12 protein-coding genes are annotated in these 19458 nt (G+C 71.1%); 7 read left to right on the plus strand and 5 right to left on the minus strand.

The window, feature by feature from the left end:
• Positions 1-219: 219 nt before the first annotated feature.
• The 5 genes from ACFVQ0_RS03965 to ACFVQ0_RS03985 all read left to right on the plus strand — a co-directional run bounded on the left by ACFVQ0_RS03965 (position 220) and on the right by ACFVQ0_RS03985 (position 8336).
• Positions 220-1827 (plus strand): extracellular solute-binding protein, encoded by a 1608-nt coding sequence (locus tag ACFVQ0_RS03965; RefSeq protein ID WP_390085370.1) that lies wholly within the window; start codon positions 220-222, stop codon positions 1825-1827.
• Between the two features lie 129 nt (positions 1828-1956).
• Complete coding sequence (locus tag ACFVQ0_RS03970) at positions 1957-3030, plus strand: ABC transporter permease (RefSeq protein WP_390084267.1); 1074 nt, start codon at positions 1957-1959, stop codon at positions 3028-3030.
• Positions 3027-3998: a carbohydrate ABC transporter permease gene (locus ACFVQ0_RS03975; RefSeq protein WP_390084269.1), complete on the plus strand. Its 972-nt coding sequence runs from the start codon at positions 3027-3029 to the stop codon at positions 3996-3998. Before ACFVQ0_RS03970 ends, ACFVQ0_RS03975 begins: the two co-directional genes overlap by 4 nt.
• A gap of 70 nt (positions 3999-4068) precedes the next feature.
• Positions 4069-6045, plus strand: coding sequence for a beta-galactosidase (locus ACFVQ0_RS03980; protein ID WP_390084271.1), 1977 nt, complete (start codon positions 4069-4071; stop codon positions 6043-6045).
• Complete coding sequence (locus tag ACFVQ0_RS03985) at positions 6042-8336, plus strand: glycoside hydrolase N-terminal domain-containing protein (protein ID WP_390084273.1); 2295 nt, start codon at positions 6042-6044, stop codon at positions 8334-8336. The genes ACFVQ0_RS03980 and ACFVQ0_RS03985 overlap by 4 nt, the downstream gene beginning before the upstream one ends.
• 49 nt (positions 8337-8385) lie before the next feature.
• On the opposite strand, the gene ACFVQ0_RS03990 is transcribed toward ACFVQ0_RS03985, so the two are convergent.
• The 4 genes from ACFVQ0_RS03990 to ACFVQ0_RS04005 all read right to left on the minus strand — a co-directional run bounded on the left by ACFVQ0_RS03990 (position 8386) and on the right by ACFVQ0_RS04005 (position 14503).
• Positions 8386-9393 carry a LacI family DNA-binding transcriptional regulator gene (locus tag ACFVQ0_RS03990; protein WP_390084275.1) on the minus strand — a complete coding sequence of 336 codons (1008 nt, stop codon included), beginning with the start codon at positions 9391-9393 and terminating at the stop codon, positions 8386-8388.
• A 269-nt stretch (positions 9394-9662) separates the two neighbouring features.
• Positions 9663-10919, minus strand: a complete 1257-nt coding sequence (locus ACFVQ0_RS03995; protein ID WP_390084276.1) for a cytochrome P450 — start codon at positions 10917-10919, stop codon at positions 9663-9665.
• Positions 10916-12211 carry a cytochrome P450 gene (locus tag ACFVQ0_RS04000; RefSeq protein WP_390084277.1) on the minus strand — a complete coding sequence of 432 codons (1296 nt, stop codon included), beginning with the start codon at positions 12209-12211 and terminating at the stop codon, positions 10916-10918. The genes ACFVQ0_RS03995 and ACFVQ0_RS04000 overlap by 4 nt, the downstream gene beginning before the upstream one ends.
• Before the next feature lie 225 nt (positions 12212-12436).
• Entirely contained in the window at positions 12437-14503 is a 2067-nt protein-coding gene (locus ACFVQ0_RS04005) for a phosphocholine-specific phospholipase C (protein ID WP_390084279.1), read from the minus strand.
• Positions 14504-14810: 307 nt separating this feature from the next.
• Here ACFVQ0_RS04005 and ACFVQ0_RS04010 point away from each other — a divergent pair, with 307 nt between their 5' ends.
• The gene (locus tag ACFVQ0_RS04010) at positions 14811-15293 is read left to right on the plus strand and encodes a hypothetical protein (protein WP_390084280.1); all 483 of its coding nucleotides are present in this window, start codon (positions 14811-14813) and stop codon (positions 15291-15293) included.
• Positions 15294-15354: 61 nt separating this feature from the next.
• On the plus strand, positions 15355-17184 hold the full coding sequence (locus ACFVQ0_RS04015; protein ID WP_390084282.1) for a hypothetical protein: 1830 nt from the start codon (positions 15355-15357) through the stop codon (positions 17182-17184).
• A gap of 6 nt (positions 17185-17190) precedes the next feature.
• Here the strand turns inward: ACFVQ0_RS04015 and ACFVQ0_RS04020 are convergent, their stop codons facing one another.
• Positions 17191-19344, minus strand: coding sequence for a tetratricopeptide repeat protein (locus tag ACFVQ0_RS04020; RefSeq protein ID WP_390084284.1), 2154 nt, complete (start codon positions 19342-19344; stop codon positions 17191-17193).
• Positions 19345-19458: the final 114 nt, after the last annotated feature.

Below are 19458 nucleotides of genomic sequence, written 5' to 3' on the forward strand. Positions count from 1 at the left end.
GGGACGGTGACAGGTTCTGCCGCCTCCCTGTTGAACCGCTTCACCTGCGGCCGGTCACACCGGCCCAGTCAGCAACGCTCCACCTCAGACACAGGAACCGAACGGCGGTCACCCGCCACGTGTCGTCCTGGTGCGCCTCGAAGGGTTGACGCAATGACGCCGAATTCCTCCCCCTCCTCCACGGCTCCGAGCCGGAGAAGCTTCCTCGCCACCGGCGCGGTGGCCGCTGTCGCCGTGGCCGGCGGGGTACCGCTGCTCGCCGCGTGCGGGGGTTCCGGTTCCGGCTCCGGGAGCAAGGAGGGTGCGACAACGGGCAAGGCGCTGAAAAAGGTTGTACCGGCGTACGCCCGGCTGAACCTGGTCGAGCCGGATGTCGCGAGCGTCAACGGTTCGAGCCCCGGCTTCACCAAGCTGCCGGACCCGCTGGTCACCTCGGTCAAGTCGGTACCGGGCAAGGGTTCGCAGTTCCGCGTCATGACCCCGCTGTGGGGCACCGTCCCGAAGAAGAACAACCCGTACTACACGGCGGTGAACAAGGCGGTCGGCGCCACGCTGAACTTCGACCCGCAGGACGGCAACACCTACCAGGACAAAATCGGTGCGGTGCTGGCCGGTTCGGACATCCCGGACGCCATGACCATCCCCGGCTGGAACATGGTGGGCCAGATCCGCAACGCGATCACCGCCAAGTTCGCGGACCTGAGCCCGTATCTGGCGGGCGACGCCGTCAAGAAGTACCCCAACCTGGCGAACATCCCGACGGGCGCCTGGCAGTACTCCGTCTTCGGCGGCAAGCTGCGCGGACTGCCCATGCCGACGCCGGTCATCGGCAACGCGATCTTCTACCGCAAGGACCTGATCGGCTCCGGAGCCGTGCCCGCCGGCGCGGACGACCTGCTGGCCTTCGGCAAGGAGTACACCGCTCCCAAGAAGAAGGTGTGGGCCTTCGACGACCTCTGGACCTGCATCCAGAAGATCTACGGTCTGCTGCCCGACGCGCCGCACTACTGGCAGCTGGAGAACGGCAAGCTGGTCCACAAGATCGAGACGAAGGAGTACCGCGAGGCACTCGCCTTCGCCCGCAAGCTCCACGACGGCGGCTACGTCCACCCGGACGCCGAGGCCAACAAGGACGCCGACTCCAAGATCCGCTTCACCAGCGGTCACGTGGTCATGTACAGCGACGGCACCGGCGGCTGGAAGGGCATGGTCACCGAACAGGCCACCGCCAATCCGAAGTTCGACATGCAGGCACTCGACTTCTTCAACCAGGACGGCGGCAGGCCGGTCCTCTGGCAGGACGACCCGGCGGGCATCTTCACCTTCCTCAGCAAGAAGCTCTCCAAGGCGCGGATCGAGGAGTTCCTCGCGATAGCCGACTACGCGGCCGCGCCTTACGGCACCAAGGAGTTCATGCTCACCAACTACGGCGTCGAGGGCACCCACTACACGCTCAAGGACGGGGCCCCGACCTACACGCCGCAGGGTGTCGAGGAGGCCCAGCCCTCCACCTTCCTGTTCCTCGCCTCTCCCCCCACCTCCATCGCCTACCCGGACCAGCCGCAGCTGGCGAAGGACTACGCGGCCTGGATGGCGCGCCAGGCCCCGAACGTCAAGAAGCCGCTCTTCTTCGGCATGCAGATCGTCGAACCGCAGCGGTACGCCTCCCTGTACACACCCTTCGACGACCTGCAGAAGGACATCCGGCGCGGCCGCAAGAAGGTCAGTGACATCGACGACGCGGTGAACACCTGGAAGAAGAGCGGCGGAGAGAAGCTGCGCGCCTGGTACCAGGACATTCTCGAAAAGAACGGCTCCGGCAACTGACACGTACGGCAGGCACGGCGCGTACGACGCGCACGACACGTACCGACCGTACGCAGGACAGCACGAGGGCCGCCGTCGGGCGCACGACCCCGGCGGCCAGGGCGGAGAGCACGACATGGGGAGCACAGGGTGAAGCCACGGGCCACGGTCGCGACCGACCCGGACCGCATACCCGACGGGGCGGGCGCCCCGGCCGGCGGCAGCGGCATCGGTGACGTCGGCGGGGAGGGGAGCGGCCGCCCTCCTACGGTGAAGAGAAGACCGGCGCAGAACGCGAAACGGCCCGGCGGCATCACCTGGCGCCAGCGGCTGCGGCGCGACCGCACTCTGGTGCTGATGACACTGCCGGCCATCGCCCTGCTGCTGCTCTTCAACTACATCCCGCTGCTCGGGAACATCGTGGCCTTCCAGGACTACGACGTCTACGACCTGGGCATCACCGGCAGCCCCTTCATCGGCTTCGACAACTTCACCCGGATCTTCGAGGACTACCGCTTCTGGGAAGTCCTCATCAACACCCTGGTCATCTTCGTCACCCAGCTCGTCCTCTTCTTCCCCATCCCGATCGCCATCGCGCTGCTGCTCAACACGATCATGAGCGCACGGGTGCGGGCCTGGGTGCAGGCCGTCGTCTATCTGCCGCACTTCTTCTCCTGGGTGCTCGTCGTCACCGTCTTCCAGCAGATGTTCGGCGGCGCCGGACTGGTCGCCCAGTGGCTGCGGGAACACGGCCACGAAGGTTTCGACCTGATGACCAACCCGGGCTTCTTCAAGTTCCTGGTCTCCGCCCAGGCCGTGTGGAAGGACGCCGGCTGGGGCGTCATCGTCTTCCTCGCCGCGCTCGCCGCCGTCAACACCGATCTGTACGAGGCCGCCGCCGTGGACGGGGCGGGCCGCTGGCGCCGCATGTGGCATGTGACGCTGCCGGCGCTGCGCCCGGTCATCGCGCTGCTGCTCGTCCTGCGGGTGGGCAGCGCGCTCAACCTCGACTTCGAGCAGATCCTGCTCCAGCGCGACCAGGTCGGGGCCGGGGCCTCGGAAATCCTGGACACCTACATCTGGTGGACGGGCATCAAGACCGGCGACTTCGGCTACGCGGCCGCCGCCGGAATCTTCAAAGGGCTGTTCAGCGTCGCCATGGTGCTGGGTGCCAACAAGGTCGCCCACATGCTGGGTGAGCAGGGGGTGTACTCCAAGAAATGACAACTCTCCTGGAACATGCGAAGGACCCGGCGCCGGCCGCGCCCCGCACCGAGACCCCGCTCCAGCGCGCCCTGCGCATGGAGCCCCGGCCGGTGTGGGAGGAGGAGCCCACCAAGGCGGGTCTCGCCTTCAAGGGGTTCGGTCTCATCGCGATCTGCGCGGTCGTGATCATCCCCATCTGGGTGGTGCTCGTCACCAGCCTCTCCGACACCAGGACGATCAACGAGGCCGGCGGACTGGTCGTCTGGCCGAGGCACATCACCTTCATCGCCTACAAGGAGCTGCTCAGCGGAGGCGCGGTGACCCGCGCGGCCGCCGTCAGCGTCGGCCTCACTGTCGTCGGCACCGTGGTCAGCATGGTCGTCTCCGTCCTGTGCGCGTACGGGCTGAGCCGCCGCGATTCGTACGCGCACCGTCCGCTGCTGATGACCCTGATGGCCACGATGTTCTTCGGTGCCGGTCTCATCCCGACGTATCTGCTGGTCACGGGCATCGGGCTGAGCGACAGCTACTGGTCGATGATTCTTCCCAGCGCGATCAGCGTTTTCAATGTGCTGGTCCTGCGCGGCTTCTTCATGGACACCGCGCCCGAACTCATCGACGCGGCCCGGATCGACGGCGCCGGCGAGTGGCGCATCCTGCTCCAGATCATCATGCCGCTGTCGCGTGCGGTGATCGCCGTGATTTCGCTGTTCTACGCGGTCGGTTACTGGAGCCAGTGGTTCAACGCGATGCTCTACATCCAGGACAGCGACAAGTACCCGCTCCAGATGATCCTGCGTCAGCTGGTCCTCCAGCACCAGGTGCCGCCGGGCGCCATGGGAGCGGCGGTCAGCAGCGGGGCGATCAACAGCCTCGCCGTCCAGATGGCGGTCATGATCCTCGCGCTGATCCCGGTCGCGGTGCTGTCGCCGTTCGTCCAGAAGCACTTCCAGAAGGGGATGCTCACCGGCGCGGTGAAGGGCTGATCCGCAACATGGCCGCCCCATCTCACCGATCTCCCCGTCGCAGAACCCATTCCAAGGAACGAGAGACGCCATGCCGTCCCTGCGTGACGCGGCCCGCGGCCGCATCCTCTTCGGAGGCGACTACAACCCCGAGCAGTGGCCGGAAGAGGTGTGGGAGGACGACGCCCGGCTGATGAGGGAGGCCGGGGTCAACTCCGTCACGCTCGGCGTCTTCTCCTGGGCGAAGATCGAACCGCGCCCCGGTGCACGGGAGTTCGGCTGGCTCGACCGGCTGATGGACCTGATGCACGCACACGGAATCGGCGTCGTGCTCGCCACCCCGACCGCCTCCCCGCCGCCCTGGATGGGGGCGCGGCACCCCGACACGCTGCCGCGCGCGGAGGACGGTTCGGTCATCTGGTACGGCTCGCGCCAGCAGTTCTGCGCGAGCTCCCCGGTCTACCGCCGCTACGCCGCCGCTCTCACCGAGGACCTCGCCGCCCGGTACGCGGACCACCCGGCGCTCACCGTCTGGCACATCAACAACGAGTACTGCACGCACTGCTGGTGCGACGGGACGGCCGCCCACTTCCGGCGCTGGCTGCGGAGCCGGTACGGCACGGTCGACGCGCTCAACGAGGCCTGGGGCACCGCGTTCTGGAGCCAGCGTTACGACGCCTGGGCCGAGATCCTGCCGCCGCGCAAGGCGCAGTACATGAAGAACCCCACGCAGGTGCTGGACTTCAAACGGTTCACCTCCGACGCGCTGATGGAGTGTTACGTCGCCGAGCGGGACATCGTCGCCCGGCACACCCCGCACATCCCGGTGACGACGAACTTCATGCCGCTCTGGTCGGGACAGGACGCCTGGGCCTGGTCCGCCCAGGAGGACATCGTCTCCGTAGACATCTACCCGGACCCCCGGGACCCGCACGGCGGCCAGTACAACGCGATGATCGCCGACATGACGCGCTCCCAGGCCGCCGGGCCGTGGATGCTCATGGAACAGGCCGCGGGACCGGTCAACTGGCGTGGGGTCAACCACCCCAAGCCCGAGGGCCTGAACCGGCTCTGGTCGCTCCAGGCGGTGGCGCGCGGCGCGGACGCCGTCTGCTACTTCCAGTGGCGCCAGTCCCGGCAGGGCGCGGAGAAGTTCCACTCCGGGATGGTCGGCCACGCCGGCGAACAGGGCCGAACCTTCCGGGAGATCAAGCGCCTGGGCGCCGAACTGGCGGTGATCGGACCGGCCGTCAGCGGCAGCGGGGTCGGCGCGGACGTGGCGATCCTGCACGACTGGGACTCCTGGTGGGCGGGCGCGCAGGAGGGCAGGCCGTCCGCGCTGCTGGACTACACCGAGGTGGTACGGAGCTGGCACCGGGCGCTGTGGGAGGACGGGTTCGCCACGGAGTTCGCCCGGCCGGACGCCGACCTGAGCGGGTTCCGGGCGGTGGCCGTGCCGCACCTGTATCTGCTCGGCGACACCGCGATCGACAACCTCGTGGCGTACGTGCGCGGCGGCGGCACTCTGGTCTGCGGGTTCTTCAGCGGGGTCGCGGACGTGGACGACCGGATCAGGCCGGGCGGCATGGACGCGCGGCTGCGCGAGCTCTTCGGCATCAGGACCCTGCACGAGTGGTGGCCGCTCGACGCGGGCTCGGCCGTCCAGTGCGACGGCTTCCGGGGCGCCCTCTGGTCCGAGGAGCTGGAGGCGGAGGCGGGCACAGAGGTGGTGGCCGCCTACCGCGACGGCGAGCTCGCCGGGCTGCCCGCGGTGCTGCGCCGGGAGCGGGCCTGGTACCTGTCGACGCTCCCGGAACCGGAGGCGCTGCGCGCGCTGCTGGGCGGGGTGGCCCGGGAGGCGGGCGCGCGGCCGGTGGTGGCGGGGCTGCCCGACGGGGTGGAGGCGGTCCGCCGCGGCGAGCTGCTCTTCCTGCTCAACCACGGGCGGGCCGAGGTCACCGTGACCGTGCCCGGCGCCCTGGAGGACCTGCTGACCGGGCGGGCGGTGCGAGGCCGGGTGGAGCTGGGCCGCCACGGTGTGGCCGTGCTGAGGAGCGCCGCGCCGTGACCGGCCGCGCGCACATCGACGGCACCTGGGAGCCCCGCCCCGCCGCCCGCTGGGAGGACGCCTTCCTCGGCGGCAACGGCCGGCACGGCGCCATGGTGTACGGGGATCCGGCGGACGACCGGGTCATCGTCAACCATCACACGCTGGTGCGGCCCAACGGCAGCGAGCACCTCCGCCCGCCCGAGCTGGCGCACCGGCTGGAGCGGCTGCGGGACGCCCTGCTGACCGGGGACACCACGGCCGGTGAGCAGTTCGGCGCGGGGCGGCCACTGGTCTGGGTGCAGCCCTTCCACCCGGCGTTCCAGACCAGGATCCGCCCCACCCCCACCCGCGCCTCGGTACCGGGCTCCGGTGACGACACGGCGTACGGCGGCTACCGCCGCACGGTCGACTTCGCCACGGGTGAGATCACGGCAGTCTGCGAGGGCCGGCGCAGCCAGGTCTTCGTCTCCCGCGCGGACGACGTGATCGTGCAGCGGGTCACCGGCCCCGGCCTCGCCGTGGACCTGACCCTGGACCATGCCCTGCCCGGCGCCCCGCCCCGGCTCGCGATCGGGCGCGGCACCGCGCTGACTCCGGGCGGCGCCCGGCTGACGCTGCGGGCGGGCTACCCGGACAGCGATCTCGCGTACACCGGGGTGACCGAGGTCCGTGCGGACGGCGGGCGGGTGTCGGTGTCGGGCGAGGGCATCCGCGTCGCGGGGGCCCGGAGCCTGCTGCTGCTCACCCGGGTCCGGCGCCACGCGGGTGACCTCGACCTCGCGGCGGAGTGCGCCGCGCTGCCGGGGGACGACTACCCGGCGCTGCTCGACCGGCACGTCGCGCTGCACCGTGCCGCCTTCGAGCGGGCCTGTCTGACGCTGGACGCGGATCCGGCGGAACGGATGCTGCCCGGAAGCGAGTTGATCCGCCTGGCGGACAGTCCCGCGCTGCTGGAGCGGCTGTTCGCGGCGGGGCGCTACCACCTGCTCTCGTCCTCCGGTGTGCTGCCGCCCCGGCTGACGGGCCTGTGGACGGGCGACTGGGACACCGCCTGGTCGGGGGCGTTCACCACCAACGCCAACCTCAACCTCCAGATGGCCTCCGCGGCGGCCGCGGCGCTGCCGGAGGTGTCGCGGGCGCACGCCGCCCTGGTGTACGGACAGCTCGGTGACTGGCGGGACAACGCGCGGGCCCTCTTCGGCGCGCGCGGCATCGTCGCTCCCTCCCACACCGACGGCGAGTCCGGCCACACCCGTCACTACCAGCGCGCGTATCCGCTGCATCTGTGGACGGCGGGGGCGGACTGGCTCCTGGAACCGCTGATCGAGCACGCCGAGACCTGCGGGGTGACGGACCCGCGACTGGTCGGCGCGCTGGACGAGGCGGCCCTGTTCTACGAGGACTTCCTGACCCGTACCGCACCCGACGGCACGGTGGCCGTCGTGCCGTCGTACTCCCCGGAGAACCGTCCGGCCAACGCGAGCTGGGGGACGGTGAACGCGACGATGGACCTCGCGGCCGCCCGGCACGCGCTGACCGTGTCGGCCGACCGCTCCCCCACCCGTCCGGCCTCGGCACGGCGGCGGGCACTGGCCGCCCGGCTCCCGGAGTACCGGGTCAACGAGGACGGCGCGCTCGCCGAGTGGGCGTGGCCGGGCCTGGAGGAGACGTACGACCACCGCCATCTCAGCCACCTGTACCCGGTGTGGCCGCTGGACGCGATCAATCCGTACGACACCCCGGAGCTGTCGGCCGCGGCGCACCGCGCGCTGGAGCTGCGCGGCTCGGAGAACGACTCCGCGCACGGCCATCTGCACCACGCGCTGGTCGCCGCGCGGCTGCGGGACGGGGCACGGGCCTCGGCGGCCCTGGACGCGGTGCTGGCGGGCGACTTCTTCCACGACTCGTTGATGAGCGCCCACTATCCGTCCCGCAACGTCTACAACGCGGACGCGGCACATGGGCTGCCCGCCGCGGTGATCGAGTCACTGGTCCAGTCGACCCCGCACCGGCTGGTCCTGCTCCCGGCCCCGCTGACCAGCTGCCCGAGCGGCGAACTGCGCGGCGTGCGCACGAGGTTCGGCGCCGGACTGGACCTGGCCTGGCGGGCCGACGGCACCGCCACCGCGGTGCTGCGTCCCAGCCGGGACGCCCGTGTCGATGTACGTACGGGCGACGGCGGCACCCTCAACGGCTCCTCCACCGGATCACTCTCGGCCCCGCTGGAGCTGACGGCCGGTGTGGACCGCGTCCTCGAACTGCGGTCGCGGTTCCGATCCCCGCGCTGTCGAGTGCCGTCAGCTTCGTGACTCGGCGACCAAGTGCCGGTCCCGGTCCGTGCGTTCATGGTGTGCGGCGTCACCTCGGGGCGGGGCCGGTGCTCTCCCGTACCGTCAGCTCCGGTGCCAGCAACTCCGTTTCGTCCGTGCCCCGGCCGGAGAGCTTGGCGACGACCTGCTCGACCGAGCGGCGCCCCATCTCCTGCGCGGGAATGGCCACAGAGGTCAGCCGCACCGAGGCCTGGGAGGCCACCTGCTCGGGGCAGATGGCGACCACCGACACATCCTCCGGAACGGCCCGGCCCTGCTGGCGCAACAGGTTGAGCAGCGGTTCCACCGCGGACTCGTTCTGCACGATGAAGCCCGTCGTGCCGGGGCGCTCGTCGAATATCCGCGAGAGGGTCTGGGCCATCGCGGGGTAGCCGCCCTCGCAGGGCCGGTGCAGGACCCGTACGCCGGTCTCCCGTGCCTTGGCCCGCACTCCGTCGACGGTCCGCTCGGCGAATCCGGTGTGCCGCTCGTACACGGCGGCCGCCTCGCCGATCACCGCGACCTCACGGTGCCCGAGTCCGGCGAGGTGCTCGACGCAGAGCGCCCCGGTCGCCTCGAAGTCGAGGTCCACGCAGGTGAGACCGGCGGTGTCGGCGGGCAGTCCGATGAGCACGGCGGCGCGGTCCGTCTCGCGCAGCAGCGGCAGCCGTTCGTCGTGCAGTTCGACATCCATCAGGATCATGGCGTCCGCGAGCGAGCTGCCGGCGATCCGGCGCACCGCGGCCGGGCCCTCCTCGCCGGTCAGCAGCAGTACGTCATAGCCGTGGATGCGGGCCGTCGTGGCGACGGCGATGGCGATCTCCATCATCACGGGGACGTACATGTCGGTACGCAGCGGCACCATGAGCGCGATGATGTTCGACCGGCTGCTGGCGAGCGCCCGCGCTCCCGCGTTGGGGTGGTAGCCGAGCTCCTTGATGCTCCGCTCCACCCGTTCCCGGGTGGGGACCGAGATGGACCGCTTCCCGCTGAGGACGTAGCTCACCGTGCTGGCGGAGACTCCGGCGTGCTGCGCGACCTCGGCAAGGGTGACCATTCAGCTCTCCATCACAGAACGACGTCGGACACCGGCACGCGGAGGGGCGGCTTCAGTCGGACTCCACTGCGGCGAAGCGCTTCGATACCCCACCCATGACCTTCGGCGTGTACGGATGGTGCGAGCCTAGACCTGCTGCCACAACCTGTCCATAGAATCGTCGAAGCGCTTCGACAGGGAGTGCGCACCCTTCGCCGGACACCTCAGAAGGCGGCGGCCCGTGGCGGTCGCCCGTACGGCCACCGCCACGATATGCCGTCCGGCCCGGTTCAGGCGTTGAGCAGTACGGGGAAGGCCTCCATGTCGTTCTGGGTCATCACCGGGAGCTTGCGGATGTCCGCGTCCGGCACCGCGAGCCGCAGTCGGGGGAACCGGGCGAAGAGGGCGGGCAGCGCTATTCCGGCCTCGACGCGGGAGAGCGCGGCGCCGGGGCAGATGTGCGGACCGTGGCCGAAGGTCATGTGCCGGATCGGGGCGGGGCGGGTGATGTCGAAGGCATCCGCGTCGGCGCCGTGCTGCTCGAAGTCCCGGCCGATGGCCCGGTACGAGATGACCACGCCCTCGCCCTTGGCTATGACGCCGTCACCCACCTGGATGTCCTCGGTCGCGAACCGCATCAGCAGATGGGTGGTCGGGGTGTCCCACCGCAGCGTCTCCTCGATCACCGCCTCCCAGGAGACCTCCCCGTCGAGGACCATCCGCAGCTGTTCCGGGTGGGACAGGAGGGCTCGTACCGCGTTGAGAATGAGCCCGATGGTGGTCTCGTGGCCGGCCGCGACCATCGCCTTGAGGTTGCCCACGACCTCCTCCTCCGTGAGCGGCTCGCCGCCCTCGTCGGCGAGGATGAGCGCGGAGGTCAGGTCGTCGGTGGGCCGCGCGGTCTTCTCGCGGACCAGTCCGGCGTAGAAGACGTCCAACTCGGCCAGCAGGGCGAGTCGTTCGTCCTGCGGGGTGAGCATCGAGAAGAAGGCCTTGTACTGTCTGGTCAGCATGGCGTTCTCGGCGGGGTCCACGCCCATGAGCATGCCGACGACCCGCATCGGCAGCGGCTGCGCGAACACCGATTTGAGGTCGACGACGGCCCCGTCCCTGCCGCCGTCCGCGAGCGCGTCCAGCAGTTCCTCGGTGAACTTCTCGATGTCGGGCCTGACGGCGTCGAGCCTGCGGGGGGTGAGCGCCTGGGAGGTCTTGGTGCGCAGCCGCCGGTGCTCGGTACCGTCCACGGTGAACATGGACCGTCCGGCGTCGATCATGCCGATGAGCGGCCACGCGTGCGTCACCTCACCGCTCTGCCACAGCCCCCAGGCGCCGAGATCCTTCACCAGCCTGGGGTCGACCAGCAGTTGACGGGCATCGGCGTGCCGGGTGATCGTCCAAGCGGGTACGCCGAGCAGCTCGATCCTGGCGAGCCGGCCGGCCTCGCGCAGCCTCGCGGTCTCACCGTCCAGGTCCTGGACCATGGGGTCTATGACGACGGTCCCGGTGTCCGGGGCGGCGGCGTGCGCGGCGGCGTGAGGGCAGGTCACGAGAGGTCTCCTGTCGTGCGAACGGGGGTGAACCGAACGGGCAGCGCGGTGGTGCCGCGCAGGAACGCGGAGGGCCGTCGCACCAGGTCCGCGACGGGGACCCGGAGCTCCAGGTCGGGCAGGCGGTCGAGCAGCACCTCGATGCCGGTACGCGCGATGGTCTCCGCGATCTCCTGAGCGGGGAAGGGGCACCGGTACTCGCCGTGGCTGAAGGCGAGGTGCGCGCCGTTGCCGCCCTGGGCGGAGGAGCCGCCGCCGGTCAGGCTCTGCCGGATCAGCGGGTCGGTGTTGGCGGCGCCGAGCCCGAGCAGCAGCATGTCCCCCGCCCTGATCCGCTGTCCGCCGAGGCGGGTGTCGCGGGCGGCCCAGCGTCCGGCGAGGATCTGCGTCGGGCCGTCCTCCCAGAGCACCTCGTTCATGGCCTCGGCCACGCTGCGCCGGCCGCCCGCCATCGACCGCGCGAACTCGTCCTCCGTGAGCATCAGCCGCAGCGAGTTGCTGATCCAGTCGGCGGTGGTGAGGTGCCCGGCGGCCGTGATGGCCATCAGGTCGAGCATGTACTCCTCGTCGGTGAAGGCCTCGGGGAACGCGAGCATCCGGGAGGTCACGTCGTCGCCCGGGGCGGCACGCTTCGCGGCGACGAGCCGCGTCATGTGCTCCCCGAAACGCAGATGGGCCTCCTGCGCGCCCGGACCGCCGTCGGCCAGGTCCTTCAGCACCTGGGCGATCGAGCCGCCCTCTTCGTCGGGGAATCCGACCAGTCTCGCGAGGACCAGGACCGGAAGGGGCTCGCAGAAGTCGGCGACGAGGTCGGCCGTGCCCCGGCTGCACACGGCGTCGATCAGCCGGTCGGCCAACTGCTCGCAGTGGCTGCGGATCTCGAACGGATCGGCCCCTTCGAGGGCGGGTCCGACCATCCGCGCGTGCCGCCGGTGCTCCTCCCCCGCGCTGAAGTAGATGGACGGCAGCGGCCGCCCGACCATGGGCAGCAGCGGCCAGTCCTGCGGGATGTGCTCCCACTGGTTCCAGAGCCCGACGTCGCGCGGGAACAGCTCACCGTCACTGGTGACCTGATGGAGTTCCCGGTAGCCGATGACCAGCCAGGCGGGGAACCCGCCCGGCAGCTCGACGGGGACCACCGGCCCGTGGTCCCGCCGCATGGCGCGGTAGACGGCCTGCGGCTCGGTCTGGAACGAGGGCCCGCTGAGGGGTACGGGGCCCGGCCCCGCGTGCGCGGGGCACCCCGGAGGAGGTGAGACGGAATCGGGCTCTGCGGAGGAAGGGCGCGTCATCGTCCTGACTTCTGTGGCGGAAGCGTCACGCGTCACGATCGTGCGGTCAACGCACGCCCACTATAAGGATTTTATGTGACACCACAGCGGTCAATGACGATCAAATGTGCACTCACAATGAAGCAACCGGTAGACATCTCACGACAATTGACGACCGATGCGCAGCGGCTCGGCCACGAGCGCACGGGGCCGCTCGGCCGCCCCGTGCGCTCGTGGCCGTCCCGGTCAGCCGGTGACCAGGCCCGGGTCGCTCGTTCCGGCCTCTCCCGTCTCGACGTGTCCGGCGAACCGGCGAAGGAACGTGGCGTCCGTGTCCGAGACCACCTCGATGTCGTACCAGCGCTTGCTTCCGCGCAGGTCAACGGTGTGCCGCACGGTCGCGCCGGCCCGCACCGCGAAGGTCTGCGCCCCGCCGCCGTAGGCGTCCGCGTTACGCACGGTCAGCTGGACCGTCTCCGTACCGGCATGGGTGAGCGTCAGGTCGAGAGCTCCGCTCGCCGGGTTATGACGTGCCGTCACCTCCGGACCGGCCGCCTCGCCCGGGCTCCTGAAGGTCCGAAGGAACCCGTTGGGACCGTGCACCGTGAGGTCGGTCGCGCCACTGGAGTAGGCCGTGTTCCAGCTGTCGGAGAGCGACTTGCCCGCCTCGGTGGTGTAGGTCCACGGCCCGTCACCGCGATTGCCGGACGTCACCAGGAACTGCGCTCCGGCCGCGTCCCCGCCACTGAAGGTGAGCTGGTACTTCCCGGTGCCCGGGTCCGCAGCCCCGTCCACGAGCGGCGCGTACCGCAGCGGCCGGGTGGGCCGCGTGCCGGACTCCTGCTTCGGCACGCTGCCCGAGACCGGCGGCACCGGAACGTAGTCGGGGTGCCGCCCCTTGTCCGGCGGCGCGTATCCGTCCGTGGAGGGCAGCGAGGCGGGCGAGGTGTCCGTCGTACTGAAGTCGAAGGCCGAGGTGAGATCGCCGCAGACAGCGCGCCGCCAGGGCGAGATGTTCGGCTCGTGCACACCGAAGCGCTCTTCCATGAACCGGATGACGGAGGTGTGGTCGAAGACCTCCGAACACGCGAACCCGCCGGTGCTCCAGGGGGAAACCACCGTCATGGGCACGCGCTGCCCGAGCCCGTACGGCCCCGCCGCGTACCTGATGTCGCCGGGGAAGTGGTCGGCGGAGGTGTCCACGGTGGACAGACCCTGGGCCGCGCCGGACGGCACGAACGGCGGCACGACGTGGTCGAAGAACCCGTCGTTCTCGTCATAAGTGATGAAGAGGGCGGTCCGGCCCCAGACCTCGGGGTCGGAGGTCAGCGCGTCCAGCACCTGCGAGATGTACCAGGCACCGTAGTTCGCGGGCCAGTTGGGGTGCTCGCTGTAGGCCTCGGGCGAGACGACCCAGGAGATCTTGGGGAGCGTCCCGGCCCGGACATCGGCCTTCAGGTCATCGAGGAGCCCGTCCCCGTTCTTGACGTCGGTCCCGGTGCGCGCCTTGTCGAAGAGCGGGTCTCCGGGCTTGGCTTCGCGATAACTGTTGAAGTAAAGAAGCGAGTTGTCGCCGTACGTCCCCCGGTAGGCGTCGTCGATCCACCCCCAGGAACCGGCGGCGTCGAGCCCGTCACCGATGTCCTGGTACACCTTCCACGACACCCCGGCCTCCTCCAGCCGCTCGGGGTAGGTCTTCCAGCCGTACCCCGCCTCGTCGTTGCCCAGCACGGGACCGCCCCCGGTGCCGTCGTTGCCGGTGTACCCGCTCCACAGGTAGTAGCGGTTCGGGTCGGTCGAGCCGAGGAACGAGCAGTGGTACGCGTCGCAGACGGTGAACGCGTCGGCGAGGGCGTAGTGGAACGGGATGTCCTCCCGCGTGAGGTGGGCCATCGTCGTGGCCGTCTTGGCGGGCACCCACTGGTCGTACGCGCCCTTGTTCAGCGCCCGGTGCCCACCGGCCCAGTCGTGGTTCAGGTCCTGGAGGAACTGCAACCCGAGGTCGTCGGCGGGCGGCCTGAACGGCAGCACCTCCTTGCCGAGAAGGTCCTTCTGGTGCCAGACCGGCTTTCCGCCGGGCAGCGTGACCGGACGCGGGTCACCGAAGCCGCGCACACCCTTCATCGTGCCGAAGTAGTGGTCGAAGGAACGGTTCTCCTGCATCAGTACGACGATGTGCTCGACGTCCTGGAGCGTGCCCGTACGGCCCTTCGCGGGCAGCGAGGCGGCGCGGGCGATGCTGCTCGACAGCGTACTGAAGGCGACCGTGCTTCCGGCGAGTTGCAGGAGACGGCGACGGTTGAGATCTGCCATGAGTGGGGGCCTCTGTGGGGTGAGGAAGCATAAGGGCGAAAACGACAGGAGTGTTCCAGAACCGGCGGCCCGGTGGAAGACCCGTGCGGTGTGCACACGGTGGCGTCCGGCCGAACACTCGGCGACGAGGCGGGTCACCAACCGGGCAGGACGTGGGTGACACCCCCTGGGTGGTTGCCCCCCGAGGCCCCTGGGGGGACAACCCCCAGGAAAGTCGGGGAGAAACCGGGTCGTGGGGAGGACGCCGGGTCCGTAAGTTCTGGGGTGAGATGTTCGTACCGCCCCACACAGTCCCCGGAGGAACCCCGTGACCGCCGCTCCGTCCCGTCAGCCGACGCGCACGCCCCACGCCCTTGTCGCGGCATTCGTGCGCTTCGTGGTCTGCGGCGGCGGGGTCGGGGTCGCCTCCAGCGGGGTGCTGATGCTGCTCCACGACCGGATGCCGCTGGCCCTGGCGAACGCTCTGGTGACCGTGGTGTCGACGGTGATAGCCACCGAGCTGCACAGCCGGGTGTCGTTCCGCAGCGAACGCCGCGGGTGGGGCGTTCACCTCCAGTCGGGGCTGACCGTCGCCGTCAGCTACGCCTTCACGACCGGGGCGCTGCTCTGCCTCTACGCGCTCCGCTCCGAGCCGTCGGCCCTGGTCGAGCAGACCGTGTACCTGTCGGCGTCGGCGCTGGCCGGGGTCGGGCGGTTCGCCCTGCTGCGGGTGGTGGTCTTCGGGGACCGGAAGGCCGGCGCGACCCCTGGCCCGGTGCTCGGCAGGACCTCCGTGGCAATGGCCGCCTGACAGGCCACCCGTCCGGGCCGATTGGATATCGTGACTGGTCGGCCGGGCAGTCGCACGGCCCATGGGCCGAGTGGGGGCGCGGGTGACACAGGGGCGGGCCGGATGGCTGCGAGTGCCGGTCGGGGACGGTGCCGTGCGGTGGGCCACCCGTGGGAAGTGCCTGCGGGTGCTGGTCGTCGTGCACAACGTGACCTCCGCCACCCGGCTCCTTGACGTGCTGCCGCTCTTCGACGGCGATCTGCGGATCCAGCTCCTCGCCACCTGCCCGGAGTCCTCGGCGTTCTCGGCCGGTACGGCCGAGCTCCTCGCCGGAACGGGAGTGCCGGTGCTGCCGTGGGAGCAGGCCCTCGAAACGCCGGTGGACCTGGCCGTCTCCGCCAGCTTCGGTGGCCAACTTGAGCTTCTCCCAAGCAAGTTGGCCGTTCTCTCGCACGGTGTCGGATACACTAAAAAGCTGGCGACACCGGACACCGGACACCGGACACCGGACACCGGCGCTGGCTCTGGCGCCGGGGCAGGAGCGGAGCTCGGCTCTGTGCCCGTGTTCGGGCAGGCTCCGCAGTGGGTCCTGGCGGACGGCGTACCCATCGCGGACGCTCTCGTCCTCTCCCATCCCGAGCAGTGCGACCGGCTGCGCGCCGCGTGTCCCGAGGCCGCGCCGACCGCTGTACTCGCCGGTGACCCCTGCTTCGACCGCACACTCGCCGCCCGCCCCTACCGCGAGCGCTTCCGCCGGGCACTCGGGGTTCGGGCCGGGCAACGGCTGATCGTCCTCAACTCCACCTGGAATCCGGCGTCCTTCTTCGGGGACGGCGGCGCGGGCGGGGACGACCTCCTGCCCGCGCTGCTGCCTCGGCTCGCAGGCGAGTTCCCGGTGGACGAGTACCGGTTCGCCGCCGTCCTGCACCCCAATATCTGGCACGGGCACGGCCCCGGCCAGGTCCGGGCCTGGCTCGACCGGGCCCGGCGCTGCGGGCTGGTGCTGATCGATCCGCTGGAGGGATGGCGGCAGGCGCTGGTGGCGGCCGACGCGGTGGTCGGGGACCACGGGTCCGTCACCTTCTACGCGGCGGCGCTCGGCACTCCGGTGCTGCTGGCCGCTGCCCCGCTGGACGAACTCGATCCGGGGGCACCGATCTCCGACTTCATGCGGGTGGCGCCCCGGCTGGACCCCGGTGCGCCGCTGCGCGGGCAGGTCGACCGGCTCGTGGAGCAGCACCGGCCGCTGCCGGGGCCCGCCGAGTACACGACCTCCGTACCGGGTGAGGCCGCGGTCCGGCTGCGGTCCCTCTTCTACTCGATGATGGGTGCGGAGGAGCCGGAATGGGCCGCCTCGCTGGAACCGTTGCCGCTGCCCGGCCACGAGCCGGTGTCCGTCACGGCGCCCCTCGACGTGCTGACCCGGGTGACGGGGCCGGGCGAGGTCTCGGTGACCCGTTGGGCGGGGTCACCGCCCTCGGCCGGGTACGTGGCGGGTGACGTACACATCGCCGTGCACGAGGACACCCGCGATGTGGACGGGCTGGAGCTGGCCGACGTCGTCTTCAGGGACGGCCTGCCCGGCGATCCCCGGTTCGGGTCCCCGGCGGTCTGGACGGCCGAGGTGCTGCACCGCCATCCCGGCTGTGCGCTGGCCGCCTTCACGGTCGGCCCGTCCGAGTGTGTCGCCCGGCCGAGGGGCGGCCGGCTGCTCAGCCTGACGTGCCCGCCGGATGCCTCGGTGGACCCCGCTGCCGCCGCCTCCGCCCTCCACGCGCTGCTGGGGGCCGGAAGCGCCGGCGACGACGTCATGGCCGAGCGGCTCGCGGCTCTGCTGGACGACGGCGGGTTCACCGTGCGGTGCGGGGCCAGGAGCGCGCCGGTGCGGGTCACCGAGCTGTCCGCCGGGTGACTTGCCTCAGCCGGTGCCGAGCTCCCCGGCCGCACAGCGCTCGCGCATGGACCGCAGATACGCCACGTGGTACTCGGCACTCTGGCCGCGCAGCGTCGTGAGCGCCGCCTCGACCAGGGGGCGCGCGGTGGCGGTGTCCGACTGGTCCAGCCAGGTCTCGGCCAGATCGGTCAGCGTCCTGGCCGTGTTGTACGTGTCGCCGTCCGCGCGGAAGTGACGGAGCGCCGTTTCCAGTCGTTCCCTTGACTCCTCGAACCTGCCGAGGCCGCGCAGGGCACGGCCCCGGTGGCGTTCCAGCAGGGCGCGTGCGCGGGGGACGTCGGCGGTTCCCCGGTCGGCCGCCCCGATCGTGACCAGCACGGCGTCCGCCTCCTCGAAGCACTCGTACGCCTCCTGGAACCGCCATTGCCGAAGCCTCAGCAGTCCGAGGAACTCCGTCGCCGACGCATGGCCCCGCTTGTGCCCCGCCACCTCCTCGGCCCGCGCGGCCGCGAGCGCTTCCTCCTCCGCCTCGTCCCAGAGGCGCAGTTCGGTGAGCGTGTGCGCGAGCTGGGCGTGCAGTGCTCCCGCGTCCGCGCTCCCCGGGAGGTGGGCGTCGGCGAGCCGTGCACCGGCGCGCAGGGCGGGCAGCAGCGTCTCGTGGCGGCCGGCCTTGAGCTGCAGCGGCCACAGGGAACGGCACAGCTGTACGGCCGAGGCCGGGTCGCCGGACTCCTCCGCGCAGTGGACCGCCTCGATGAGGTTGCCGGACTCCGCGATCAGCGCGTCGAGCGCCTTGCCGCGGCTTTCGAAGTCCGGACTCTCGCGGGTACCCGAGGGCGCGGGGACCCGCCAGCTCTCTGGCAGCGCCTGATGCGCCGCGGATGTCGACAGATCGACGTACCAGCGCAGGGCCCGCGCCATCGCGGCCGAACAGCCGGCGATGCCGTCCTCCTGTACGGCGACGGACTCCGCGTGTCCGCGGACCGCCGGGCGGTAGTGGTAGCGGGCCCGGCCGCCGGCGGTGGTGTTGCGCTCCAGCAGGAGCCCGTCCGCCAGTTCCTCCAGCCGTCGCTCGGCGTCCTGCGGTGTCACCCCGGCGACACGGGCGGCCACCGCGGCGTCCAGGGCGGGCCATTCGCGTACCGCCAGCAGTCGGTACAGCCTCCCCGTCCCCGGGTCCAGCGCGCCGTAGGTGTCCTGCGCCGCCGCGCGTACCGGGTCGCCGCCGGCCGGTGTACCGGAGGCGGGCCCGGCGAGGCGGGGCGCCGCCGCGCGCAGGGCGTACGGCGATCCGCCGCACCGGTCAAGGACGGAGGGCAGGGTGGCGCGGGCCGCGGCGATCGCCGGCTTGTCCAGGAGCTGGGTCAGCAGCCGTACCGCGTCCTTGTCCGCCAGCGGGCCGACGGGTACGCGCACCGCGTCGAGGCCGGGGAACGGACTGCGGGCCACCATGATCATGAACACGCCGGGCGCGGAGGTGAGGAGCGGCCGGACCTGGGCGGCCGAGTGCACATGGTCGAGGACGATCAACAGCTTCCGGTCCGCCACACAGCCCCGGAAGAACTCGCTCAGCTGGTCGGCGGCGGTCGGCATCTCCTCGTCCGGTAGGCCGAGTTGACGCAGCAGGCTGCGCAGCACGGTCCCCGTGCCCCGCGCGGCGGTGGTGCCGCCCGCCAGATCCGCGTAGAGCTGACCGTCCGGGAACCGGCCGGCCCGGCTCACGCCCCAGTGCACCGCGAGCGTGCTGGTGCCCATGCCTTCGGCGCCGTACACCAGAGCCAGCCTCGGGGTGCCGTCCGCGCGCCGCGACGCCTCGCGGTCGAGGCTCTTCAGCGCCTCCTTGCGGTCGGTGAAGAACCTTGTGGAGGCGGGGAGACCGGACTGCCCGGCACGCGGGGTGAAGCCCGCCGCCGCGCCACGGCCGGTGCCGCCCACCCGGCTCGCGAACGCCGTCCAGGAGGAGGCGAGAGCGGGGTTCTGACGGAGCCGCTCCGACACCATGAGGGCCACCGCGTCGAGTTCGCCGGGGGCGACGGGCGCCGGGATCTCGCGGCCGACGATGCGGCGGACGTATCCGCCGGTGGATTCCCACGCCCATCTTCCGGCCTCGTTGGCCATTCCCGAGCCGACCGCGCCGAGCACCGCCGAGACGGCTGTCAGCGAAATGGGATCCAGCATGTGGCGCACTCCCCGTTCCCGGTGTTCCGCGCGATGCGCCCTCCCCGGCACCGCCGCTGCCACCGTGCGGATGCAATCTACCGAGTGGGGCGGCGCGCCGCGTGCTCACCGCGC

Origin of the sequence: Streptomyces sp. NPDC057900, assembly GCF_042887885.1 — a bacterium.
Classification (GTDB): Bacteria; Actinomycetota; Actinomycetes; order Streptomycetales; family Streptomycetaceae; genus Streptomyces.